This window comes from Flavobacterium magnesitis (assembly GCF_041729735.1).
Taxonomy (GTDB): Bacteria; Bacteroidota; Bacteroidia; order Flavobacteriales; family Flavobacteriaceae; genus Flavobacterium; species Flavobacterium magnesitis.
Genome location: NZ_JBCFQK010000024.1, coordinates 40,710 through 65,817, shown reverse-complemented (window position 1 = coordinate 65,817; position 25,108 = coordinate 40,710). Strand labels below are relative to the sequence as shown.

20 protein-coding genes are annotated in these 25,108 nt (G+C 33.0%); 7 read left to right on the top strand and 13 right to left on the bottom strand.

The features are described 5' to 3' along the window. Nucleotides 1-61: 61 nt before the first annotated feature. The 6 genes from AAGV33_RS14095 to rhaT all read right to left on the bottom strand — a co-directional run bounded on the left by AAGV33_RS14095 (nt 62) and on the right by rhaT (nt 7,357). Nucleotides 62-796: a (Fe-S)-binding protein gene (locus tag AAGV33_RS14095; RefSeq protein ID WP_373392803.1), complete on the bottom strand. Its 735-nt coding sequence runs from the start codon at nt 794-796 to the stop codon at nt 62-64. 175 nt (nt 797-971) lie between these two features. Further along, entirely contained in the window at nt 972-2,324 is a 1,353-nt protein-coding gene (locus AAGV33_RS14090) for an FGGY-family carbohydrate kinase (protein ID WP_373392801.1), read from the bottom strand. A gap of 17 nt (nt 2,325-2,341) precedes the next feature. Further along, complete coding sequence (locus AAGV33_RS14085) at nt 2,342-3,616, bottom strand: TIM barrel protein (protein WP_373392800.1); 1,275 nt, start codon at nt 3,614-3,616, stop codon at nt 2,342-2,344. Nucleotides 3,617-3,631: 15 nt separating this feature from the next. Beyond that, on the bottom strand, nt 3,632-3,946 hold the full coding sequence (gene rhaM / locus AAGV33_RS14080) for an L-rhamnose mutarotase (protein ID WP_373392799.1): 315 nt from the start codon (nt 3,944-3,946) through the stop codon (nt 3,632-3,634). A gap of 172 nt (nt 3,947-4,118) precedes the next feature. Continuing rightward, on the bottom strand, nt 4,119-6,254 hold the full coding sequence (locus AAGV33_RS14075) for a bifunctional aldolase/short-chain dehydrogenase (RefSeq protein ID WP_373392798.1): 2,136 nt from the start codon (nt 6,252-6,254) through the stop codon (nt 4,119-4,121). A gap of 32 nt (nt 6,255-6,286) precedes the next feature. Continuing rightward, the gene (gene rhaT / locus AAGV33_RS14070; RefSeq protein WP_373392796.1) at nt 6,287-7,357 is read right to left on the bottom strand and encodes an L-rhamnose/proton symporter RhaT; all 1,071 of its coding nucleotides are present in this window, start codon (nt 7,355-7,357) and stop codon (nt 6,287-6,289) included. A gap of 649 nt (nt 7,358-8,006) precedes the next feature. On the opposite strand from rhaT, the gene AAGV33_RS14065 reads away from it, so the two are divergent. From AAGV33_RS14065 to AAGV33_RS14035, 7 genes are all read left to right on the top strand, one after another. Then, entirely contained in the window at nt 8,007-9,362 is a 1,356-nt protein-coding gene (locus AAGV33_RS14065) for a Na(+)-translocating NADH-quinone reductase subunit A (protein ID WP_373392794.1), read from the top strand. Between the two features lie 129 nt (nt 9,363-9,491). Then, nucleotides 9,492-10,673 carry an NADH:ubiquinone reductase (Na(+)-transporting) subunit B gene (locus AAGV33_RS14060; RefSeq protein ID WP_373392792.1) on the top strand — a complete coding sequence of 394 codons (1,182 nt, stop codon included), beginning with the start codon at nt 9,492-9,494 and terminating at the stop codon, nt 10,671-10,673. Then, the gene (nqrC, locus tag AAGV33_RS14055) at nt 10,666-11,373 is read left to right on the top strand and encodes an NADH:ubiquinone reductase (Na(+)-transporting) subunit C (RefSeq protein WP_373392790.1); all 708 of its coding nucleotides are present in this window, start codon (nt 10,666-10,668) and stop codon (nt 11,371-11,373) included. The genes AAGV33_RS14060 and nqrC overlap by 8 nt, the downstream gene beginning before the upstream one ends. A 36-nt stretch (nt 11,374-11,409) precedes the next feature. After that, nucleotides 11,410-12,093 (top strand): NADH:ubiquinone reductase (Na(+)-transporting) subunit D, encoded by a 684-nt coding sequence (locus tag AAGV33_RS14050; protein ID WP_373392788.1) that lies wholly within the window; start codon nt 11,410-11,412, stop codon nt 12,091-12,093. Between the two features lie 45 nt (nt 12,094-12,138). Next, nucleotides 12,139-12,753 (top strand): NADH:ubiquinone reductase (Na(+)-transporting) subunit E, encoded by a 615-nt coding sequence (gene nqrE, locus AAGV33_RS14045; RefSeq protein ID WP_373392786.1) that lies wholly within the window; start codon nt 12,139-12,141, stop codon nt 12,751-12,753. 19 nt (nt 12,754-12,772) lie between these two features. After that, nucleotides 12,773-14,038 (top strand): NADH:ubiquinone reductase (Na(+)-transporting) subunit F, encoded by a 1,266-nt coding sequence (gene nqrF / locus AAGV33_RS14040; protein WP_373392784.1) that lies wholly within the window; start codon nt 12,773-12,775, stop codon nt 14,036-14,038. Between the two features lie 10 nt (nt 14,039-14,048). Beyond that, complete coding sequence (locus AAGV33_RS14035) at nt 14,049-15,050, top strand: FAD:protein FMN transferase (RefSeq protein ID WP_373392782.1); 1,002 nt, start codon at nt 14,049-14,051, stop codon at nt 15,048-15,050. Here AAGV33_RS14035 and AAGV33_RS14030 read toward each other — a convergent pair. From AAGV33_RS14030 to AAGV33_RS14000, 7 genes are all read right to left on the bottom strand, one after another. Further along, nucleotides 15,047-15,232 (bottom strand): membrane or secreted protein, encoded by a 186-nt coding sequence (locus AAGV33_RS14030; protein WP_373392780.1) that lies wholly within the window; start codon nt 15,230-15,232, stop codon nt 15,047-15,049. The two genes, AAGV33_RS14035 and AAGV33_RS14030, sit on opposite strands and share 4 nt — an antisense overlap. A 10-nt stretch (nt 15,233-15,242) precedes the next feature. After that, on the bottom strand, nt 15,243-15,677 hold the full coding sequence (locus tag AAGV33_RS14025; protein WP_373392778.1) for a CBS domain-containing protein: 435 nt from the start codon (nt 15,675-15,677) through the stop codon (nt 15,243-15,245). Between the two features lie 172 nt (nt 15,678-15,849). Continuing rightward, a complete protein-coding gene (locus AAGV33_RS14020; RefSeq protein WP_373392776.1) occupies nt 15,850-16,881 on the bottom strand; it encodes a GntR family transcriptional regulator in 1,032 nt (343 codons plus the stop codon). A 153-nt stretch (nt 16,882-17,034) separates the two neighbouring features. Next, nucleotides 17,035-19,290: a hypothetical protein gene (locus tag AAGV33_RS14015; RefSeq protein WP_373392775.1), complete on the bottom strand. Its 2,256-nt coding sequence runs from the start codon at nt 19,288-19,290 to the stop codon at nt 17,035-17,037. 113 nt (nt 19,291-19,403) lie between these two features. Further along, nucleotides 19,404-21,776, bottom strand: coding sequence for a hypothetical protein (locus tag AAGV33_RS14010; protein WP_373392773.1), 2,373 nt, complete (start codon nt 21,774-21,776; stop codon nt 19,404-19,406). 88 nt (nt 21,777-21,864) lie between these two features. Then, entirely contained in the window at nt 21,865-23,241 is a 1,377-nt protein-coding gene (locus AAGV33_RS14005; protein WP_373392771.1) for a TolB family protein, read from the bottom strand. 152 nt (nt 23,242-23,393) lie between these two features. Continuing rightward, the gene (locus AAGV33_RS14000; RefSeq protein WP_373392769.1) at nt 23,394-24,962 is read right to left on the bottom strand and encodes a rhamnogalacturonidase; all 1,569 of its coding nucleotides are present in this window, start codon (nt 24,960-24,962) and stop codon (nt 23,394-23,396) included. Between the last annotated feature and the right edge of the window lie 146 nt (nt 24,963-25,108).

Here is a 25,108-nt window from a genome sequence, read left to right as displayed (position 1 = left end):
TATAGTATCGCCTTTAATTCATCGGTATTTGTTTTCAACAAATTTGTTAATAGTGGCGATTTCATATTGAGTTTAAAATTTCTGCAATGTGAATTACTTTAATATTGCTTTTTTGTCTTCTTAGAATTCCTTCTAAATGCATTAAGCATGACATATCTCCTCCTGTAATATAATCTACGTGGTGTTCCTTATGATCTTCAATACGATCTTGTCCCATTTTTACTGAAACTGCTTCTTCGGTAACACAAAAAGTACCTCCAAAACCACAACACTCATCTTTTCTGCTTAAAGAAACTAATTCTAAACCTTTAATAGAACTCAAAAGCTGATTGGGTTTAGAAAAAGGAGCCGCATTAAGTTCACTCATTTGCGAAAGCTTCAATCCACGTTGACCATGGCAACTTTGGTGCATTCCTACTTTATAAGGAAAATTACCTTCTATCGATTCTACTTTTAATATATCCGTTAGAAATTCTGTCAGTTCGTACACATTGTTTCTAATATGTGTAGCAGCAGCTTCATTCTCTTTAGAATGAAGGTGTTCCTTCACATGCATAGTACAACTTCCAGAAGGACAAACGACATAATCAAATTCAGAAAAATTATTCACAAAATTAGTATCACATCCAGCTGTTAAATGGGAGTAACCACTATTAGCCATTGGTTGACCACAGCAAGTTTGATCCATTGGAAAACTCACTTCACATCCAAATTTTTCTAATAACTCTAAGCTTGCAATACCTATTTGTGGATAAAATTGATCCACATAACAAGGTATAAAAAGTCCAACTTTCATATGCTGATTTTTATTTTTTTTATAGGTCATATGTAATTCGCATAACAACTATTGGTATTTACATCCAATTTAAGTTCATGCTCATTTCATAGGGTTTTATTTATTATTAAACACTTTAAGTAAAATTGCCTATCAATATTCTTTTTAAGTGGAATGATGATAGGCATATTTTATATTAATGTTTGTAAAATTTTAAATCAATTAAATCATTTTGAATTGGTTTTGTATTCCAATTTTTATGAATGGCTAAGGCAGCTCCTAATGAACTGGCTTGTGCCATGGATGCAGCATAAACTTCCATTGTTGGGAAAGCTTCGGCTAATAAATTCATGTAAATTGAATTTTTACTGAAACCTCCGTCAACAAAGACTTTTTTTACTGGACTGTTGTGAATCACTAAATTAGTTGAAACAATTTGCTGTGCAATTAAATCTAACATTAACTGGTGATACGCTACATCATAGTTTTCAAAATCAGATAAATCTCTTTTATTAAAAGGACAATCTTTTAGAATTTTACTATCACCTTTGGTAAATTGTTTGAATTTAGCTCTCAATTCAGTAATAATAGCTTTGTCATAAAGCACATGTTTGTATGAATCAACGGCTACATCAAAATGTGTTGCCAATTTTAACGATTGAATTTCATGCTCATTTCCTGCAAACAATCGGGAAGCCTTAACGGGTTTTCCTTTATAATGCAAGAAACACAAACAGTCATTTTGCAATTCTTCAAAGTTAAGCTTTTTATCATTAAATGGGTTCATTGTAATCACCCAAGTTCCAGTTGACAATAATACAAAAGGATCTTCAAAATTGATTATATAAGGAATCAAAGCTGATGAACTATCGTGTAAACCAATTCCAACTGCAATATCATTTTCGATAATAACAGCATCTTCAGAACTATGAATTGGAGCTAACTTCTCGGTTATGTTTTGCTTTCTAATCCATTTGTGGTACTTCATTTTATTGAAATTCCAAAGATTAGTATGACATCCAATACTTGTAATATCGGTAAAGCCTTCTTTCGTTAAAAGAAAACTCATGTATTGTGGCAAATGCAAACAGTATTTTACCTTATCAAAAACCTCAGGGTTTTCTTTTTTCAAGCGGTAAATTTGCATTCCAGAATTTAAACTTCCTAAAACCGGAGAAGCAGTTTTTACTGCAAAAACTTCTTCTCCCTGGTATTTAGTATAAAATTTATTCTTAAGCTTTTCAGGATAAGGTCTTAGATAATTGTACAAAGGCGTTAAAGGATTTCCTTCTTCGTCAATGTAAACAAAACTAGCACCATAAGTACTAAAATTTACTGCTTTTAGATTGAATTGAGTTTGTGATTTCATTTGTTCCCAACAACTCAAAAACCAATCTTTTAGTGCTACAATATCTTCGCATGGAAATCCATCTTCATCAACTGTTTCAGCAAGATTTACTGAATTCTCCCAAACAATTTGATAACTTTCATTAAATAAAAAGGCTTTTTTATTCGTTTTTCCAATATCGAAAATGGCTACTGCATTCATTTATTTACTATTGTTTTTTATAATCCTGTTGCTACAGTTTTCAATCCTCTTTCTCCAATTAAAGCATCACGCACCGCTAACTCACGGTATAAAGCAACTGGATTAAGAGCTGCACCTGAACGCAAACGAGCTTCAGCAACTAATGCACGAACATCAGTACGGAAAGCATTTTGTAAAATTTCTTGCGCTTTAACAACGTCATTTTCATTTTGAGCAATTTCTAATGCTTTTCTATCAACAGAAAGAGCCTGAGCATAAGCGATCATGATAGCCTCAACAGATTGTAATAAATCTTCCATTGGATCTTTTACGTTGTGAGAAGCATCGATCATCCAACCTAAGTCAGTTGCATGATTCATTCCTCTAGCATCCATTCCTTCAACTAATTCATTAAAGATTAAGAACAATTGGTAAGGTTTTAATGCACCTGCAGTTAAATCGTCATCTCCGTATTTAGAATCATTGAAGTGGAATCCTCCTAATTTATCTTCCATTAATAATAAAGAAACAATTTGCTCAATATTAGCATTTGGAAGGTGGTGCCCTAAATCAACTAAAGTTTTTGCTTTGTCTCCTAATTTTTTCACATAAGAATAAGATTGTCCCCAGTCAGCAACAGTAGTAGAATAGAAATTAGGCTCAGCACATTTGTATTCTAAGAATAATTTCCAGTTAGAAGGCAATGCTTCGTAAATTTCTTGTAAGCTTTCTAATGTGTTTTCGTAAGCTTTACGGAAATTTAATTGTCCAGGGAAATTAGATCCATCAGCTAACCAAATAGTTAATGAATCAGAACCTAATTCAGCTCCTTGTTGAATTACGTCAATATTGTGTTGAACCGCTTGTTTACGGATTGCTTTGTTTACATTTTGTAAAGAACCAAATTTATAAGAGTACTCACTATTTGCCTGATCCTGAAATGTATTAGAGTTAACAGCATCAAATTTCAAATCGTGTTGTGCTGCTAAAGCTTTGATAGACTTATAATCAGTTACAGTATCCCAAGGAATGTGTAATGAAATTGCTCCAGAAGCTTTGTTTAAAGCGTGTAACAAACCTACATCTTCGATTTTTTCTTCTAATGAACGAGGCTCTCCACCACCTGGAAAACGTCCAAAACGAGTTCCTCCAGTTCCCAATGCCCAAGAAGGGATTGCAATTTGGAAATCGATCAATTTTTTAATAATATTTTCTGTTTCAGCAATTTCAGAAGCAGAGAAAACTAATTTATTTTTATGAGAAGTAAAAAGCCCATCATTGTGAGCTGCAATTTTATTAGAATCTAATATCATGATAATTGTAAATTTTTAAGGTAAATAAAAAACTTCTTTGAGTGAAACACTCACTGGAGAATTGTCTAGATTTGCATCCATAATATCTCCCATATATTTCCACCATTTTTGCATAACAGGATGCTGAGGAAGTTCGTCTAATCGACTAGGATCTTCAATTTTTAAAACACCAAAAAGGGCATGTGTATCATCATCAAAAAAAATAGAGTAATCTTCTACTCCAACGCTTTTTAACAAATCGGCTAATTCTGGCCACAATTCATCATGTCTTTTTTGGTATTCTTGAACCTGACCTTGATGCAACTGCATTTTAAATGCTACTTTTTTCATAAAAAAATGGAATTATAAGGTTGACTTAAACAATTCAAAACCCTAAACTGTTATGAATATTTTATATAAGGAAGCGATAAAAATAAATGAAGAATAGACTGACTAAGAAAAATCTAACGTCCGAAATGAATCGGACGTTAGATGAATCAATCTAAAAACTAACATCTAAAAACTATCTGTAAAAGCCCATAGATACTCCACCGTCAACATTCAAAGCATTTCCTGTTGATTTACCCAACAGTCCACCTACGAATGCGTAACAAGCGTTAGCAATATCATCTGGCAATATAATTTCGTTTAATAAAGTACGTTTAGCGTAGTAAGCTGGTAATTCAGCAACTGTAATACCATACGCTTTAGCACGTCCTTCAGCCCATCCACCTGACCAAATATTTGAATCAGAGATAACAGCATCAGGATTAACTGTGTTCACACGGATTTTATCAGCTCCTACTTCAGCAGCCATCAAACGTGTTAAGTGAGCCTGAGCCGCTTTAGCAGATCCGTAACCTGGATTGTTTGGTCCTGCAACAACTGCATTTTTAGATACGATATTAACGATATCTCCACCAAAACCTTGTTTACGCATTACTTCGATTCCAGCTTTAGAAACAATAAATTGTCCTTTAACTAAGATATCGTATAATCTATCCCACTCTTCTAATGAATGCTCAGCAATAGATTTAGAAATACTAATTCCTGCATTATTTACAATAATATCAGCACCACCAAATGCTAAACAAGCAGCATCTAAAGCTAAAGCAGTACTTTTTTCATCAGTAACATTTAATAAAGTACTAGAAACAGCATCTTTACCAAAAGTTTTGATAAAATCAGCAGTTGCACCTTCTAAACGCTCTTCGTTGATATCGTTGATTACAACACAAGCACCTTCTTCAGCAAATTTCTTAGCGATAGCCTTACCAATTCCACCTGCAGAACCAGTGATTACAGCAATTCTTCCAGATAAAGCTTTTGGTTTTGGCATACGTTGTAATTTAGCTTCTTCTAACAACCAATATTCGATATCAAAAGCTTCCTGACGTGGCAATGAAGTGTATTCTGAAACTGCTTCAGCACCTTTCATTACGTTTACAGCATTTGTATAATATTCAGATGCCAAACGAGCCATTGTTTTGTCTTTTGCAAAAGTAAACATACCAACTCCTGGGTATAAAATAACCACTGGGTTTGGATCACGCATTGCTGGTGAGTTTGATTTTTTACAAGTATTATAGTACTCAGAGTACATTTGACGATACGCTTCAAAAGCTGGAGTCAACTTCGCTTTGATAGCATCAACATCAGATAAGTCTTCGTTTGGAGCTAATTCAATTACTAAAGGACTGATTTTAGTTCTCAAAAAGTGATCTGGACAAGAAGTTCCAAGAGGAGCTAATTTTTCTAAATCATTAGAGTTGATGAATTCTAAAACTCTTGCATCATCAGTATAGTGACCAATCATTTTACGTTCTGAAGAACAGAAACCTCTCAAGATTGGAGCCAATTTAGCAGCTTGTACTTTACGAGCTTCAACAGCTAAACTTTCGATTTTTTGACCTCCAAAAACGGGACGCGTTTTTCCGTAGTTAGACTCTAAATACTCAGCACATTTTTCAATTACTTCAAGCGTATTGATATAACTTTCGTATGAAGTATCTCCCCAAGTAAACAAACCGTGAGATCCTAACATTACTCCTTTTAGTTTTTTACCTTTTGCAGCAGCTTCTTCAAGGCAAGCACGCATTTGCAAACCTAAGTCGAAACCTGGACGTTGCCATCCAACCCATCCAATCTCTCCGTTGAATAATTCTTCAGTGATTTTTGCACCATCTTTTGCAGCAGCAATAGCAATAGCAGCATCTGGATGCAAGTGATCGATATGAGCAAATGGTAAGAAACCGTGTAATGGAGTATCAATTGAAGGCGCTTTTGAAGCTAAATCAAAAATACAGTGGTTGAATAACTCGACCATTTCGTCTTCATGCTCAATTCCTCTGTATACATTTTCTAAGTTACGAAGTCTTTCTAAGTAAAGAGCAGCACAACCTGATTTTGTTAATGTTCCAATATCTCCACCAGAACCTTTAATCCACATTACCTCAGTTGCAGCTCCAGTCAACGGATCTTTATCAGTAATTTTCACAGAAGTATTTCCTCCTCCGTAGTTAGTTAATCTTAAATCCGCTCCCAATAAATTAGAACGGTAAATAAATAGTGCTACTTCATCTCCTGCTAATTCAGCAGCTTTAGCCTCATCCCAAAGGTAACTTACGTGTTTAAAAGTCATTGTATTTGTATTTGACATTGTTATATTAAATTTAAATTGTTATTCTATTATTATAGTGAATTCCCAATACCTACTAAAACAATTGATAAGAACATTAAAGAAATTCCGAAAAAGAAAACTTTATACGTTTTCTCCGAAACACCCTTCCATTCTTTCAAATAAAATCCCCAGAAATTTGCTGTCAAAATAATTGTTGACATGTGCAAAATCCAAGAACCTGCTCCATTTCCCATCTTACTTTCTCCCATTCCATAGAAGAAAAATTGTAAAAACCACATTGTTCCTGCAATACCAGAAAACAAAACATTTTTAGATATTGGAGTGCTTTTATTAGTATAATCTCCAAAAGTTTTATTTTTAAAATTAAGATACATACACCATATGAAATTGGTAGTCAAACCACCCCAAAGTAATACAACATAAGTAACATTATTTTGATATAAAAATTCACCCTGACCTGGATTTAATACTTTCCAAGCCTCATTAGCTGTATCAGCCATTGACTTACCTGCTTCAATTCCGAAATTAAAGAAAGAACTTAAAATTCCAGAAATAATAGCAATAATAAGACCTTTAACCAGGTTAAAATCTTTGTCTTTATCCTCATGCCCTACAGCAAAATCTTTTTCTTTAAGCATCCCTGCTTTTCCTAAGAATACAATTCCTAAAATACAAACTAATACTCCTAGCAAAACTAATTGTCCCCCAGAAGTAGATGCCATTTCAGTAAAAGATTCTTTTCCTGCAATAGGATTAAAATTATAATAAATAGGTGGAACCAAAGCTCCAAAAGCCGAACAAAACCCTAAAGTAATTGAATTCCCTAAAGACATTCCTAAATAACGTACACCTAAACCGTAAGTCAATCCTCCAATACCCCAAATCAATCCCATAGTATAAGTAACGGTTTTAATTGACGGTGAAGCTGCACTAATAATTTCAGTGAAATTTGGAATTGTTAAATAAGCAGCAAGTGGCGGAACAATCAACCAAGAAAAAATACCTCCTACAATCCAGTAGCTTTCCCAAGCCCAACCTTTTACCTTTTTAAAAGGCATATAAAAACTTCCGGAAGAAAACCCTCCTATTGAGTGAAAAAGAATACCAAGAATTGATTCCATAAATAAATTTAAGTTAAAGGTTAATTAAATAGAAATGTAAAATAAAAAAAAACAAAAATTAAAACTGTCCTGTACAGTCCTTGTATTGGTAATATTTATGGATATTTTAAATATTTATGACAGATTTTACACAAATTGTTAAAAATTAATCCTAATTATTCTCTAGTAAAATCACTTTTAATATCCCTTTTAACTGAATTATTAATATTTCAAAACTATCCAAGTTTTAAATAAATTATAACTTCAAAGTAAAAAATTCATAAAATCAAGCATATCATAATTAGCTTACTTTCATCACCTAAATTATATTTAATAATTATCGCTGTTTTTAATTTTTCAAGGCAAACTCACTCACCCCGTATCTCAACAGTGCTTTAGCTAGAGACCATTCCAATCAACACCATATCTGCCCTAAATAAAGATTATATTTAATGATGAATCCGGTTTATTAATTGATGTATTTCAGCTATAAATTCCAATTATTATATGACTTTTTTTATATTTTTATTGCTCATTTGGCTTAAAATCATTAAATTGGAATTTTATTATTAATTCTATAAAAAAAAATATGCGTAATTGATCTAGCAAACTAAAGTTTTACTAAATATTAGAAAATCATAAATAATACCTATTAAAATAAGTTAATGATATGAGTGAATATATTAGAATTAAACGAGGATTGGATCTCAAATTGATTGGTGAAGCTGCTAAATCAGTAGTAGAAATGCCTATTTCTGAAATATTCGCGATAAAACCAGCTGATTTCACTGGCCTTACCCCTAAACTTCTCGTAAAAGAAGGTGATACTGTCCTGGCAGGAACCCCTTTGTGTTATAATAAAAATAGTGAAGCCATTACATTTTGCTCTCCTGTTAGCGGTAAAGTAATTGAAATTCTTCGTGGAGAAAAAAGAGTAATCCTAGAAATTAAAATAGTAGCTGACAGAGAAATTAAGTATGTCAAATTCCAAAAATCAAATCCCAATCAATTAGGCAGAGAAAAAATTATTGAACAATTATTAAATAGCGGTGTTTGGCCTTTTATTCGTCAACGCCCGTATGGAATTACAGCTAACCCAACTGATATTCCGAAATCTATTTTTATATCTGCATTTGACAGTAATCCATTGGCACCAGATTATAATTTTATAATGAATGGAAAAGAAATTGATTTTCAAACTGGATTAGATGCTTTAAAAAAATTAACCCAAGGAAAAATACATTTGAATATAAAAGCAGATTCATCACCTGCCTCAACTTTTATTCAGGCGCAAAACGTACAAATTAACAAAATATCCGGGCCGCACCCAGCTGGAAATATCGGAACACAAATTCATCATATTGATCCCATAAATAAAGGAGATATTGTATGGTATATCAATCCGCAAGATGTAGTAATTATTGGTAAATTGTTTAATGAAGGAATATTTGATGCCACTAGAACTATTGCCTTGACTGGTTCACAAATTGAAAATCCTAAATATTTTAAAACCATTGTAGGTTCTTCTATAAAAAATATTATTGCTGAATGCGGTCTAAAAAAAGGAGAAAATCGAATCATTAGTGGTTCTGTTTTGTCTGGTAGCCAAATACCCGCTGACGGTTATTTAGGCTTTTATGATTCCCAAATAACAGCTATTCCCGAAGGAAATGATTTTGAATTTATGGGCTGGTTAGCTCCTGGATTTAATAAATTCAGTGTGTCTCGAACCTTTTTTTCCTGGTTAACACCAAATAAAGAACATCTTCTTACTACTAATACACATGGCGAAGAGCGTCCTTTTGTAATGACAGGACAGTATGAAAAAGTTTTTCCTCTGGATATTTATCCTGTACAACTTTTAAAATCAATATTGATTGAAGATATAGATATGATGGAAAAGTTAGGGATTTATGAAGTTGTGGAAGAAGATTTTGCACTATGTGAATTAGTATGTACCTCAAAGATAAAATCTCAGGAAATTATTCATCGCGGTCTTGAAATGATTCGCAAAGAATTTAGTTAATCCATTTTTTGATTTGCTTTTAATTCAAATCTGTTTTTAAATAGTCAACTCTTGTTTAAATTGAAAAAAGAAGTAATCAAACACAAGATAAAGATCCTATCTGAATTTCATCATTAAAAATAATTGAATTTGAAACCACTAAGAAAATTACTAAACAGCCTAAAGCCTAATTTTGAAAAAGGAGGCAAACTGGAGAAATTCTATCCAGCTTTTGATGCATTTGAAACCTTTCTGTTTGTTCCAGATCACACAACAAAAAGCAAAGGAACACATGTGCGGGATGCTATAGATTTAAAGCGTACCATGATATTGGTGGTAATATCCTTAATTCCCTGTCTGCTATTTGGAATGTGGAACGTGGGATACCAACATTATTTAGCTTTAGGAATTGAAAATGTTTCTCATTTTGATAATTTTATTTTTGGTGCTATTAAAGTGCTGCCTTTAGTTGTTGTTTCTTATGGTGCGGGTTTGACCACCGAATTTATTTTTGCCATTATAAGAAAACATACTATCAGCGAAGGTTTTCTTGTCTCAGGAATATTGATACCGCTGACAATGCCTATTGATGTACCTTTATGGATGCTGGCTGTAGCTACTATTTTTGCAGTTATTATTGGAAAAGAAGTTTTTGGCGGTACTGGTATGAATATTCTAAATCCTGCACTTACTGCTAGAGCATTTCTGTTCTTTGCTTATCCTACTAAAATGTCTGGGAACGAAGTATGGATAAATACAAGTACAGAAAAGGGACAAGCTGTAGTTGATGCCTATAGCGGCGCCACTCCTCTGGGTGAAGCGGCAGCAGGTCATGCCGATAAAATCCCCAGTATAATGGAATCTTTTATTGGTGCTATTCCTGGATCTGTAGGAGAAACATCTACAATTGCCTGTTTGATAGGAGCAGCTATTTTATTGTATACAGGTATTGGTAGCTGGCGGATTATGAGCTCTGTTTTTGTTGGCGGATATATAATGGCGCTCCTTTTCAATGTCTTTGGACTAAATACCTTAATGCAAATCACTCCTCTACATCATTTAGCCTTAGGAGGTTTTGCTTTTGGTGCCATTTTTATGGCAACCGACCCAGTGAGTGCAACACAAACCAATACAGGAAAATACATCTATGGTTTTTTAATAGGAATGTTTGCCATTCTATTCCGGGTATTTAACCCAGCCTATCCCGAAGGGATGATGTTGTCCATCTTGTTTATGAATGTAATGGCGCCTTTAATTGATCATTATGTAGTTGCTGCAAATATCAAACGTAGATTAAAAAGAGTAAAACCAATACAAAATCCAAATGAATAAAGACAGTAACAAAGCTACATTTCTATTTTCCTCTATCATGGTGGTGGTGGTGGCAATATTGCTATCAGTAACCTCAATTAGCCTCAGTCCCTATCAAGAAAAAAACAGTCGAATAGAAAAAATGAAAAACATTTTAACAAGTGTTGCTATAAATACGGAAACTCCTGAAACCGAACAGCTATTTAAAAAATATATTAGTAAAGAAATTGTTCTGAATAATAAAGGAGAAGAAGTAACTGGTAAAGTTCCCGCTTTTGATATAGACCTTAAAAAGGAATTGGATAAAACCAAAATAGGTAAAGCAGATGAACAATTGTTTCCGCTATTCATTTGTAATAAAGACGGAAAATCTTTTTATATCATTCCTGTTAGAGGAAAAGGATTATGGGGACCAATATGGGGATATATTTCTTTAGAAAGTGATATGAACACCGTTTATGGTGCTAGTTTTGGACATAAAGGAGAAACACCTGGTCTTGGTGCCGAAATTGAAACAGAAAAATTTCAACAACAGTTTATCGGAAAAAAAATATTTGATGAATCAGGGAAATTTGTTTCAGTACAAGTTATAAAAGGAGGTTCTTCTCCTAATGATGAACACGGTGTTGATGCTATATCTGGTGCAACAATTACCAGTAACGGTGTTAGTGAAATGTTTCAAAGAACCCTTAGCAATTACATCCCCTATTTTAAAAAGTAAAAAACAATAGCATTTACCAACTTAAATAAAAGTAGTATGAGCAAAGAAATAACTGCAGCTTCTGCAAAATCTAAAAAAGAACCAAAAGAGCCTTTGTTTTCATCAAAAAACAAACGGCTTTTGTATGACCCTCTAAACGACAATAATCCAATAACGGTTCAGGTATTGGGAATCTGTTCGGCTTTAGCAGTTACAGTTAAAATGAAGCCTTCTATTGTTATAGCAATTGCTGTGGTAGTGGTATGTGCTTTTTCAAATGTGATTATTTCCTGTATCCGAAATATTATCCCAAACCGTATTCGGATTATAGTTCAACTAACCGTTGTAGCTACTATGGTAATCTTAGTAGATCAGTTTTTAAAAGCTTTTTTATTTGATGTAAGTAAACAACTATCCGTTTTCGTAGGATTAATCATTACCAATTGTATTATCATGGGGAGGTTAGAAGCCTTTGCAATGGCTAACAAACCCTGGGCCTCATTAATAGATGGAATCGGGAATGGTATAGGGTATGGATTAATATTGGTGATTGTTTCTATGATTAGAGAATTATTTGGTTCAGGGCAATTAATGGGATTTCAAGTTATACCCGAATCGATTTATAAATTAGGATATTTTAATAATAGTCTCATCATTATGCCTCCCATGGCATTAATCATTGTTGGAATTATTATTTGGATACAACGAAGTCGAAATCAAAAGCTAATAGAATCTAAATAAGTTAACTAGTAATTATTAAATACCGTTTTAAATAAACATTCTATTATGGAACATATAAATATCTTTATAAAAGCAATTTTTATTGAGAATATGATCTTTGCCTATTTTCTAGGCATGTGTTCATATCTGGCCATTTCTAAAACCGTAAAAAGTGCTATTGGATTAGGACTTGCAGTAACATTTGTTTTATTTATTTCAGTACCTACCTGTTATTTATTAGAAAAATATGTTTTAAAAGCAGGCGCTTTAAGTTGGTTATCACCCGATTTTGAAGCGGTTGACCTTAGTTTTTTAAGCTTTATTATGTTTATTGCAACAATCGCTTCAATAGTGCAACTAGTAGAAATGATTATTGAAAAATTTGCACCCACATTATATACTTCTTTAGGGATATTTTTACCATTAATTGCAGTTAACTGTTCTATTTTAGGAGGTGCTTTATTTATGCAAGAAAGAGAATATACCACTTTAGGAGAAGCTACCGTTTTTGGTCTAGGTTCTGGTGTAGGTTGGTTTTTAGCCATAGTAGCATTATCAGCTATACGAGAGAAATTACGCTATTCAAATGTTCCAGCGCCACTACGAGGTTTGGGTATTACTTTTATCTTAACTGGATTGATGGCTATAGGGTTTATGAGTTTTATGGGGATTTCATTATAAATATCTAATCAAGTAAACAATGATAGTTTTAAATATTAATAGCACCATAATCATTTGTAGTATAGTCGTTTTTTTACTATTCAACTCACTACTTGTGTATATAATTCTATATGCTAAATCAAAATTGACTCCCTCAGGGCTAGTAAAAATAATCATTAATAAAAAAGACGAATTAGAAAGCGAAGCAGGCTCTTCGCTACTAGCAACATTGTCCAATAAAAAAATATTTTTACCCTCAGCCTGCGGTGGTGGAGGAACTTGTGGTATGTGCAAATGCCAGATTTTATCAGGTGGTGGTGGAATTTTACCTACGGAAACCCCATATTTTACCAGAAAAGAGCAGCAATCAAACTGGAGACTAGGATGCCAGGTAAAAGTAAAGCAGGATATGGAAATAATCATTCCTGACAAAGTAATAGGAATTAAAAAATGGGAATGTGAAGTGGTTACAAATAATAATGTAGCCACTTACATCAAAGAATTAGTTGTTAAATTACCTAAAGATGAATTCATGGAATTTGAATCCGGTAGTTATATACAATTAGATGTACCTGTATCTGAAATTGACTTTGAAAAAGATCTTTATAACATTGACAATCGATTCAAGGAAGACTATGATAAATTCAAAATCTGGGATTTAAAGATGATAAATAAAGAACCTCTTTTTAGAGCTTATTCTATGGCTAATCATCCTGCCGAAGGTAATATTATCATGTTGAATATTCGCCTTGCCACTCCTCCTTTCGACAGAAAAGCAGGCGGATTTATGAAAGTAAATCCAGGAGTTTGTTCCTCGTATGTATTCTCCCTAAAACCTGGAGACAAAGTCAATATTGCAGGTCCTTTTGGCGATTTTCATATTAAGCCTACACAAAGAGAAATGATATATATAGGTGGTGGTGCAGGAATGGCTCCGTTACGTTCGCATCTTTTTCATCTTTTTCATACCCAAAAAGAAACAGAAAGAAAAATAAGTTTTTGGTACGGAGGAAGATCTTTAAAAGAAGTTTTTTATACTGATCATTTCCTTGACATAGAAAAAGATTTCCCTAACTTTGAATATAATATTGCGCTCTCAGAACCTTTACCTGAAGACAATTGGACTGGTTATACAGGTTTTATTCATAATGTATTGTTTGAAAATTATCTAAAGAATCATGAAGCCCCAGAAGATGTTGAATATTATATTTGTGGTCCTCCAATGATGAACAGTGCTGTTTTTAAAATGCTTGACGAACTGGGTGTTCCGCCTGAAAATATTGCTTTTGATGATTTTGGAGGATAAAAAAATATCTATGAAAAAAATCCTGATTTTACTTTTTACATCTCTCACTATTTTTACTGGTTGTAATGCTGATAGGATAATCAAATTGGAAGGAAATGCACAGGGTACCACCTATCACATTTCTTATCTATCAGATGATGGAATTAATCACAAAAAAGCCATTGATTCTCTTTTAAAAAATATTGACTTATCCATGTCAATATGGCTTCCTAATTCGATTATTTCAAAAATAAACAACAATGATAGTATTGTTCTAGTTGATCAATATTTTATTGATGTGTTTAATAAATCGGTTGAAGTCTCAGAAAAAACAAATGGTGTTTTTGACATCACTATTGGGCCATTAGCAAATGCTATGGGATTTGGTTTTTCAAAAAAAACTAGTCTAGATAGTACCAAAATTGATAGTTTACTACAACTTGTTGGTTATAAAATGTTAAAACTAGAAAACAATAAAATAATAAAAGTAAAACCACAAATCAAACTCGATTTCAACGCCATAGCACAAGGATACTCTGTTGATGTTTTAGCCAATTATCTTGAAATCAGAGGAATAAACAATTACTTAGTTGAATTGGGAGGAGAACTAAAAGCCAAAGGAAAAAAAGAAAATGAAAACTGGAGAGTTGGTATTGACACACCTGATGAAAAAACAACAGCTGAAAGAAAACTTAAGGCTATTATAAATTTAAAGAATAAAGCTCTTGCCACCTCTGGAAATTATCGAAAATTTTATGAAGAAGATGGTCAGAAATTTTCTCATATCATCAACCCAAAAACGGGTTATCCCGCAAAGCAAAATTTATTAAGTGCCACAGTAATTGCACATGATGGCATTACTGCAGACGCTTACGCCACTGCTTTTATGATAATGGGGTTAGAGGAGTCAAAGACTTTTTTAGAAAACAATAAAGAATTAAACCTAGAGGTTTACTTCATTTATGATGATAAAGGAACTTGGAAAACATATACTACCGAAAGTTTAAAAAATTCGATAGAAGAAATACATTAAGATTTGCACTTTTCTTCTGGTTTTGCTCCACAAATGCTACAGGAGCCACCTTCATCTTGTATCAATGGATTATTGCTACTACAAGTACCTGAAAAAGTTCCGTTTTTTTTGATCAATAATTTAATGGCAATCCCAGCAATTCCAAGTGCTAAAATAAAAATTGATAATATAATGGTTATCATAATAATGTTTTTACGTCTTAGTTCCTGTGATATAAGAATCTAAATAGTCTATGGTGTTTTTTTGATTTTCCATTATCGTTTTTACCACATCACCTATTGAAATAATTCCAACAACTTCGTTCTCTAATAAAACAGGTAAGTGTCGGATTCTTTTATTAGTAATCAAATCCATACAATAATCTAAATCATCTGTTGGGGTTACCGTAATTAAATCTGTATCCATGATTTCATGCACAAAGGTATCTCTTGAAGATTTGTTTTTCAAGGCAATTTTCCTAGCATAATCTCTTTCAGATAATATTCCTTTTAAAACATTATCCTCAATAATTAAAACAGCTCCGACATTTCTTTCTCCCATTATTCGTAATGCTTCATATACTGTAATGGTAGAAAGTATGGAATGAACCTCATTCCCTTTTACGCTTAATATTTGATTTACATTCATAATAGATAAATTTAAGTATCTATAAATTTAACGAAAAAAATGAAAACAAAAAAATGAAATCTAAAATATATTTTAATTTTACTGATATATTCTCATAAAAAACTTCAAAATAAAATAGATTTTACAGAAGTACAAGCAATTTAGTTTGTATATAATTCCTTTTAAAATATCACTACAAGGAGCCTCTAAGGATTAATTTAAAAGGATTTTCGATATGGGTTTTGGAATTATTCAACACTAAATTAGCTGCTGTAATTCCCATAGTTTTAAAATCGGTTGAAATGGTGGTTAATCCATTCATAATATAATTTTTAAGCGGAGTTTCATTATACGAAATCAAACCTACTTGCTCTCCTAAAATGAGATTTAAACTTATAATTTTGTCTAAGATTTTTACCAAATCTTCTTCCATTAGGTTAATATAAACTTCTCCTTCGCTAACTTTTTCCTCATCAAGGTTGTTGACAATTTTAAAATTAAATGCATAATTGTAGCAAAAATTTTCAAAGCCTTTTACAATTTCTTTTGGAAAATAACTATTGACTGGAAAAATCAATTTTAAAGTATGGTATTTACTCAATGGTTCTAAAGCCTCCGTTAAAGCATTGTAAATATCCTGCTCAAAATTTTCATAAACGGCAGCATAATCTCCAGTGATACCTTTTATTTTTTTCCCAACTAGAACAAGTTTTTCTTTGGAAAGTCCTTCAATCAACAACTGATACCCATCTGATTTTTCAATAAAATGGGGAATAATTACATAATGAGTATAATCGGTTTTTTGTTGATTTAATAGCTTTTTAAACAACGCATAATCGTTATTGTAGATATAAAAATCAATCGCTGCTTTGTCTCCCAATGTTTCCACAAAGGCATCATAAATTATTTTTTTATGTGCACTTAGTTTATTGAACATCAAAAATATTTTGATATCCTGTGACACATCAGTATTAGCAATAAAATAACCTTTACCATGAAAAGCTTCTAGAATTCCCATTTTTCGAAGAATATTATATCCTTTTTCTATAGTGACTCTTGATATTTCGTACTGAAAGCTGAGTTCGTTAATAGAAGGCATCGCATCGCCTTTTTCCAAATCTCCTTGCTTGATGGCATTCAGTATCGCATTCACCAACTGTTGGTATTTTGGCGTAGCCGAAAATTCATCAATAGTAAGACTAGCTATTTTTGAAGTTTTTTTCATTTTTTGTGCTGAAATTATAATTAAACAAATCTAATACTTTGATTATAGAATTATTCATATAATCGAATCAAAACATAGATTTTTAAATAAAAACACTATTTTCTACCTTCCTAAAAATCATAGAACTTTTTTGTTTTTAATACCCCTGTTTATTTACCTATCTTTCTTAATTTTAAATTCAAAATTATCAAATCCCAACAGACCCTCTCCACTCACACCTTCAATATTCCCTAAAAACAAGGAATTAATATCAGAGCAATAAAATTCTATATTAGCTTCACCATTAGTATCTGTTATAATATCGGGTTTCCAGAATAAAGTATTGCGATAATCTGGGGTAGAATCAGTTATGGTCACTTCATCATATACAGCTTCATAAAACACTTTTTTGCCATAATAGCCTTCAATCATGGCAATATTAAACATTTCTAAAAGCTGCGTTTCCGTTAGCTTAGGATAATGATAAGTAATTTCATTACACTGTCCAGGCATAAAAGCACCACCGCACGGACCACTCCCATTAAGCCATTTAATATCACTACATATGTTGTATTTTTCTCCTTCGATGGGTCTTTTATGTTCACCCGGACATTCCCGATGAAGTTTGCAGTTTAAAATGTTTTCATAACATACAAAATCAGCTGTAGGATTTTGTGCTTTATACAAACTATCGAGTTTGCCAATGTACTTGTCCCTAAATACTATTCCCTTCTTTTTCGAAGTAATGGTAACTTCTTTTAATTTGTTGATGGATTCCCGTCCTATAAAAGGGGAAACTACTTGAGTATTTCTTTTTTCTATCTCCGCCAAAGGATATAGCAAGGTTTTAGTACTGCGTTCATTATTAATAGTTTCAAACGAAAAATCCTTAATAGCCATAGTATATTTTGGCTTTGGCGCAGTCATTAATTTAATATAAGTATAACCTCCTTCTCCTTTTTTTAGATCATTGGGAATAATAGTAAAAACACCTGTTGTATCAGTCAGCATAAAATCACTTCCTTTGCTTTCGTCAGCTGAAAAAACTGTCATTCCTTTTTCTCCAATAACTGTTGTTGCTTTTTTATCAGGATTTTGTAAACGAACTTTCCCTTTGATTTCTTCCAAAATAATCGGTTTGAAAGCAGTTCCTAAGTCTTTTAAATTAGTTTCATTCCAAACATAGGAGCGCCATCCTTGTGTCAGCATCAATAAATCTAATGCTTGGTTGCGATTTTTATTTTGTTCATTAAAATAATAAACAGGATTGTAGATGTTCCCTTTTAATTGAGTGGATAGTAAATAGTGTATTTGTATGTTTTTTACGTCTTGCTTGTTTTGATAAATTCCGTCATAGATGCTTAATCCCAAATGCGCTATAATGGGCTGTCCGTTTTGGTCGGTTACTTTTATTTTTAACTTGGCTTTTTCCCTAGTGGTGTAACTGCTTTTGTCCAATTCAGTTTGAATCGTTAATTTCTGTTCCTGATTTACATACACCAATCGCTCGGCAATTGGCAACGCATTTTCATTAAACAAAGTGACTTCGGCAATACCTTGGGGCACTTCTTTTAATGGAATTTTAATGGTCAATTCTTTTTGTAAAACCCCTGTTGCAATACTATAAACAATACCTCGAATTTGTAATCGCAGATATACTCTTTCTTCCTTAAGTCCGTCACTTTGTGTAACCTTAAAAGTCAATGTTTCTTTAGTGTTACTTAGCAAGCGTAATACCTTGCCACTGGAAGCTACAGAGGCAATAGCATAAATTGTATCTGATGCTGGTTCACTAAGTAGAATGTGGTATTTTTTGTTGTTATCGGGAGTAAAAGTAAGTAATCCCATACCTGCATGACTGCTTTTAAAATCAACTAAAGGAGTGTTGTTTTCAAATAAAGTACCTGAAACAGCTAGAGGCAATCCTTTTGAATTTACCGCTTTAAAAGCTAAATTACTATTGATTCGTGAAACGAGTTGCCCCCCTTCGGGGAAACTTGTAAAATGGATAATACTATCTTTTTCAACAGGAACTACAGTCGGATTTTGATTAATCGTTTGTACAACTTTTATTTTTTTTAGTGCATAAAATTCTCCAGGCTCTTTAGTAAAAGAATTAGAACTGTAGGCTGATAAAGTATAGCTTCCTTCTATCAGTGCACTTTCTAAAAAAAGATGTCCGTTTACAAAACCATTTTCAATCTCGTATTTTTTTTGCCATACCACTTTATCGCTTGCATCTTCTACTAACTGAACAAATAGTGTCTTACTTCGATTAGAAGGAATAAAACTTTGCGCATCTAATACATAGCCTTTAAACCAAAGGTCTTCCTCAGTTTCATAAATACTTTTGTTGGTTTGTAAGTACACTAAATCAACAGCATTGTTTTTGGAAACACTATGTAATTGCTCCGCTAATTGGTCTGTCACTGCACTATTATTTTGAGCACCGATAGGGAGTATCAATATCCACGACAAAAGAAATAAATGTAAAAATCTCAAAAAAAAGCATCTTATTTTTCTCATTCTTTTTCAATGTTTATTTACCTATTTTTCTTAACTCTAAATTCAAATTTATCAGTTCCCAACAGACCCTCTCCACTCACGCCTTCAATATTTCCAAAAAATAAAGAATTAATATCAGAACAATAAAATTCTATACTAGCTTCTCCTTGCTCATTAGTGATAACATCCGGTTTCCAAAAAAGGGTATTTCTATAATCAGGTAGCGGATCAGTTATGGTTACTTCATCATATACCGCTTGATAAAACTCTCGCTTCCCATAATATCCTTTCATCATTTTTAGATTAAATTTTCTTAAAAGTTCTTCTTCTGTTAAATTTTGATTTGAATCTTTATAAACAATCTCTCTGGTTCCATAATAAGCTTGTTGAGGGTAATCTGTTCCCAATATCTCTTTGTTTTTACCGAGTAAGACAACGACCATCTCTCCATCTTTTGGAGTTCTCGTATTACCATCATGGTGATTTCTCATAAAACAATTCAGAATAGGACGTTTAGGACCTCCTGCCAGACATACAAAATCCATATTACCACTATCCAATCTTGCTAAACTATCCAGAGTACCTAAGTATTTATCTCTAAAAACCTTTTTTTTATTAGATGTAATAACAACTTCGTCTAATTTTTGAATATCATTGAGTCGCATCCAAGTTTCTTGTATGTCTTTAACAGTTTTATCCTGTAATTTTGAAAACGGATAGTTTATTGTTACTTCCTTCCTAGTAGAATTGATGTTTGTAAAAGAATTATCTCTGATATTGATTACATGCTTTGGTTTTTCTGCTGCCATGGGTTTTAGATACAAATATGCTCTTTCACCTATTTTTAAATGAGTGGAATTAACACTAAACACTCCATTAGAATCAGTAGTGAAAATATCTTTTTCTTTTAAAGGATCGGCTGTAAAAACCATTACAACCTTTGATGTTAGTTCGGCTGTTTTTTTATTTGGATTCTCTAATCCCAGATGTCCTATAATACTATCAGATAGAAATGTTTGAAAATGTGCATTGCGTTCTGTTAAATTGTGTTCATTCCAAACATAGCGCCTCCAACCTTGGGTAAGTAACAATAAGTCGAGTGCTTGATGTCTGTCAGCATTTTTTTCATTAAAATAATAGCCGGGATCATAAATAGTACCATTTAGCTCTGTAGAAAGATAATAATGAGTCAGGATGTTTTTTGAATCCAACTTATTTTGATACAACTGATCAAATACACTTATACCTAAATGAGCAACAACTGGTTGATTTTTTTGGTCAGTTACCTTAATCTTTAAGCTAACTTTTTCTCTTATTTGGTAATCGCTTTTATCTACTATTGCTGATACATTTAACTTTTTTTGTTGATTAACATAAATTAAACGTTCTGCTATAGGTTCTATATTTCCATTAAAAAGGGTGACTTCGGCAATACCCTGAGGAATATCTTTTAGAGGAATTTTGACTGTTAATTTTTCATCTAAAACCCCCATTGCTATACTATACACTATACCTCTGGATTGTAATCTTAAATAAATATTCTCTTTGGTAATGCTTTTAGTTTTTACTACTTTAAAAGTTGCAAAGTCGTTGTCATTACTTACTAATTGTAGCACTGTACCCTGAGGATGAATTTGTGGTAATTGATACTTGAAATTTTTATAATCTGTAAGTTCTATATGGTAATTGCAACTAGAATCGGGTTTGAAGATAAAACTACCCATTCCAGCATGCATGCTTTTAAAGTCTAATATAGGAATATCATTTTCATACAGCTTCCCAGTAATAATTACAGGCAATCCTTTTGCGTCTAAAGCCTTAAAAGCGATTCTATTTTGAATACCCGAAACCATATTCCCGCCTTCGGGAAAGACTTGAAAACTTGCAACCTGCTCTTTTTTTGTAGTTGGAATAACTGCTTTAGGGATATCATCTATGCTTTTTAAAATCTGTAATTTACGTACTGCATCAAATTTTTTGATTCCTTCATAGAAAGAAGCAGCACTATAAGCAGCTAATGTATAAGAACCCGATTTTAAAGAATCATTCAAATATAGGTGACCATCAACAAAACCATTTTCAATCTCGTATTTTTCTTCCCATACCACTTTATCACTTTCATCTTCTATTAGCTGAACAAATAGTATTTTACTTCGGTTAGAAGGAATTAAACTTTGTGCATCTAATACATAGCCTTTAAACCAAAGGTCTTCTTTGGTTTCATAAATGCCTTTGCTAGTTTGTAAATAAACATTATCTAAATTCTGATTTTGGGCTAACACTTGAACTTTTTCTGCTATTGCATCAGCAATACCTTCACTAGTTTGTGAATAGATTACAGCTGTAAACAGACAGAACAGTAATAGAATAAACCTTAATACTATTTTTGAAATAGAATGTTTTAATTGCATCTTTAACTATTTTAAATAAATTAAAATTATCTTATATAAAGATTTAGCTTACAATATAAATGAAATTCTTTAATACTAATCATAATCATCAATACTTTCTTTGCAACCATTCTTCTGGTACTGGAATAATACAAATATTCATACTCCGATTATCTTCGCTCAGCATAGCCGACTGTATTTGAATTTTAGTTCCATCAGGACTCATCGTAGGATGTGGATGATCTGATGCCGTTTGTTTATGACCTGTAGAAAGCAACATCATTTCACTTGTATGTCGATCAATCAAGTAAATGCTACGTGAAAAATCATCACCTACCGCCCAGCGACCATCGGGAGAACCACTAACATGCCATAAACCACTTCCTGAATCTGTTTGACCTGCTATTTTCATTTCTCTTGTTCTTAAATTAACTATAGCTAATCCCGTGGGTTTTTCTCTAGTTCCCGAAACTCCCCAAGCCGCTTCCTGACCCGGATTTGCTCCGCTTACTGCAGTTCCCGTAGTATCTTGACTCTGAATTTTTCGATGCCCCATAATAGCCATTGCCACTTCGTCTTTACTAATCACTGCTTCATGCGTTACCCATTCGTATTCTGATTCAGGATACAAAGGTCGAAGTCCTGTTCCGTCACTTAGTACTGTCCAGGTACGTTGTGGCGATTTCCCACCCGTTTCCCAGCAAAAAACAATTTCGCCCGCTACCCAAGGATTCGTTTGGATGTGCCCAATTTGAAAAGGAACTGATATTACATATTTAATTTCTCCTGTTTTTATATTCATCGCTGCAATTCCCCCTGGTCCTGCTCCCATTTTTCTGGGACCATAACTTTCTTCCAGTTTGGTACCCGAAGGCAAATATTTTGCTGCATATTCTTTTCCTACTCGAAAATAAGCCCAGTTTTCATCACCGTCCAAAGCCAAGTCGCCACCAGCTCCCATTTCGGGTTGAGTAACACCACAAACACGTTGATAATAATCGGCTTTTTTAAGTTTTCCAATTTTACTATCAGCGAATAATTTCCCCAAATCTACTTCTACAATCTGCATTGAAACAGACTCACGTTTTCTGTTTTTTAATTTATCATTTTGCTTAGCAATACTATCCTGTGGTTTTCGCATAAAGAAAAGTTTCATGCTGTTGCGAGCCACATTTAGCATTCCCACATAACCGCCTTCAGTTACCTGAACCATTTCGCCTGTTTTTTCATTTACAGCCATGGCTTCTCCTTTTACTCTATTCGAACGAAAAATAAGCCATTCGCCATCAAAAGTCCACTGATTGTGCGTTTGGTAAATTTTATTATCACCATTTGGCGTACTTGTCAAAAAAGTTAACATCGTGCCAGTTACCGGATCTTTGACCTCTTTTCGTTCCGAGGGAAAGCGTTTGCCTATTTGAGCATTCGTACCTTGTATTAAAAGTAGAAAACTAACCAAAACGATACTATTAAAAAACTGTTTCATATTTTATTTTTTTTTAATTCAGAACCTATTTAAAATTCATCAAAATTAATTTCCCCAACCCTAAAAGGTACAATTTTGATGAATTTTAAAGAAATTTTCCACCCTTTAGGGTTGGGGAAAAGAAAATTTATTTTTGTAATTTTAAACAGAATCTAATAACTCTTTGACTGTATTTTTTTATCATCCTTATCTCTTAAAGGTGCGCTATCTTTTATCGATAATTCGCTCACATCTTTCATTACTAGCGTTCTGGAATCGGCTCCTTTAGCGGTAGTTACATTTCGTAGTTTTATTCCTTTTACATCCGTTAATATCATAGCTGGACGTGTTTCATTACCTATCAAATGAAGATTAACATTATTCAATTCTATATTTTTTACATGACGAATGAAAAAGCCATAAGCTGGTATAACACCAAATTTCTGTGGTTCTGGATATCCCTTTTCATATTCTGGAACTTCTTGTTGAATACTATTTTTTGATGCAGCATCAAGCGGACGATACCAAATACTAATATTACTCAAACGTACGTCTTCAATATCATGTCCCGGAATTCCACTAATTAGAGTTGCAAAACGAGAATCAGCATTGTACACATTGATATTACTGATATTAATACGTCGTAAAGCACCCGCTGCTGTACCTTCAGGCGCACGCATTCGACCTCCGAGACGTAAAAAAATAGGCGAATTGATAATATCACGCATTGTAATATTACTGATAGTCACATCTTCTAACAAACCTCCATCAACAGTTTCCAGTGCTAATCCGCGACAATATTCAAAAACACAATTACTGATTGTAATGTTTTTAAAACCGCCATTCGATTCAGTTCCAAATTTTATTCTTCCTGTTGGCCCTTCTTTATCAGGAACCAAATGAGCTTCATTGCGCAGGTAAGTTCCGTTGTAAAAAGTACCTCGATCAAAACCGCTAACACTGCAATTGGTAATAGTTACGTTTTCGGTTGGTCGGGCATAACCCAAAGCAAATGAACTTTTAAGACAAATAGCATCATCCCACGGAGAATTTACGGTGCAATTTGAAATACGAACGTTTTTACAACAATCGATATCCATTCCATCCCGATTGGTATCAATTTTTAAATTATCGATAGTTAGATTGTCTACTCCAGTTGCCAATATCCCAAAATGTCCACCGTATAATATAGTGAAATCTTTTAGCGTTACATTACGACAAAGTTTCAAAGCAATCGCTTTATTTCCAATTGGCTCTCGATAAGGACCGCTTCTGGACAATCCTTTTCCATGAATTATTCCTGGTCCAAGAATGGAAATATCCTCTAAATTCTCACCCCAGATCAGGCTATTTTGCCAATGGCTATGCCCAAAATCCTGATATATTTCATTATCTGCTTTTTCGGGAGCATCATATCCCATTTTTTCAGAAGGTGTTGCTGCCAAAATAGTAGCTCCTTGATCTAAATAAAGTGAAATATGACTTTTAAGTCGGATAGAAAAACTAAGATAAGTACCCGCTGGAAAATAAACAGTACCACCACCTGCCTTTGCAGCAGCTTGAATCGTGTTATTGATGGCTTGTGTATCTAATGTACTACTATCTCCTTTGGCACCAAAAGCCTTTACATTGAAAACTGTATCTGGCGCAGCCTGAATGGTATTTAACCCTAAAAACAAAAAACACCAACAAAGCCTATACTGAAATAAAAACAACTTAAAAAAACCAATATTTTTTTTCATCTAATAAATATAAATTGAAGTAATGGAATAGCAATTTAGAAATAGAAAATGAACACTTCATCCTGTAGCATCCTGCATTTTAAAATTCAAAAATCAAGAGCACAAAAAAACCAGTAAACATAATTATTTACTGGTTTTGAATTCTA

Excerpts from the sequence above, each read along its gene's own strand:
- AAGV33_RS14095 (WP_373392803.1), bottom strand. The coding sequence starts at position 796 with ATGAAAGTTGGACTTTTTATACCTTGTTATGTGGATCAATTTTATCCA.
- AAGV33_RS14090 (WP_373392801.1), bottom strand. The coding sequence starts at position 2,324 with ATGAATGCAGTAGCCATTTTCGATATTGGAAAAACGAATAAAAAAGCC.
- AAGV33_RS14085 (WP_373392800.1), bottom strand. The coding sequence starts at position 3,616 with ATGATATTAGATTCTAATAAAATTGCAGCTCACAATGATGGGCTTTTT.
- rhaM (WP_373392799.1), bottom strand. The coding sequence starts at position 3,946 with ATGAAAAAAGTAGCATTTAAAATGCAGTTGCATCAAGGTCAGGTTCAA.
- AAGV33_RS14075 (WP_373392798.1), bottom strand. The coding sequence starts at position 6,254 with ATGTCAAATACAAATACAATGACTTTTAAACACGTAAGTTACCTTTGG.
- rhaT (WP_373392796.1), bottom strand. The coding sequence starts at position 7,357 with ATGGAATCAATTCTTGGTATTCTTTTTCACTCAATAGGAGGGTTTTCT.
- AAGV33_RS14065 (WP_373392794.1), top strand. The coding sequence starts at position 8,007 with ATGAGTGAATATATTAGAATTAAACGAGGATTGGATCTCAAATTGATT.
- nqrC (WP_373392790.1), top strand. The coding sequence starts at position 10,666 with ATGAATAAAGACAGTAACAAAGCTACATTTCTATTTTCCTCTATCATG.
- AAGV33_RS14050 (WP_373392788.1), top strand. The coding sequence starts at position 11,410 with ATGAGCAAAGAAATAACTGCAGCTTCTGCAAAATCTAAAAAAGAACCA.
- nqrE (WP_373392786.1), top strand. The coding sequence starts at position 12,139 with ATGGAACATATAAATATCTTTATAAAAGCAATTTTTATTGAGAATATG.
- nqrF (WP_373392784.1), top strand. The coding sequence starts at position 12,773 with ATGATAGTTTTAAATATTAATAGCACCATAATCATTTGTAGTATAGTC.
- AAGV33_RS14035 (WP_373392782.1), top strand. The coding sequence starts at position 14,049 with ATGAAAAAAATCCTGATTTTACTTTTTACATCTCTCACTATTTTTACT.
- AAGV33_RS14030 (WP_373392780.1), bottom strand. The coding sequence starts at position 15,232 with ATGATAACCATTATATTATCAATTTTTATTTTAGCACTTGGAATTGCT.
- AAGV33_RS14025 (WP_373392778.1), bottom strand. The coding sequence starts at position 15,677 with ATGAATGTAAATCAAATATTAAGCGTAAAAGGGAATGAGGTTCATTCC.
- AAGV33_RS14020 (WP_373392776.1), bottom strand. The coding sequence starts at position 16,881 with ATGAAAAAAACTTCAAAAATAGCTAGTCTTACTATTGATGAATTTTCG.
- AAGV33_RS14010 (WP_373392773.1), bottom strand. The coding sequence starts at position 21,776 with ATGCAATTAAAACATTCTATTTCAAAAATAGTATTAAGGTTTATTCTA.
- AAGV33_RS14005 (WP_373392771.1), bottom strand. The coding sequence starts at position 23,241 with ATGAAACAGTTTTTTAATAGTATCGTTTTGGTTAGTTTTCTACTTTTA.
- AAGV33_RS14000 (WP_373392769.1), bottom strand. The coding sequence starts at position 24,962 with ATGAAAAAAAATATTGGTTTTTTTAAGTTGTTTTTATTTCAGTATAGG.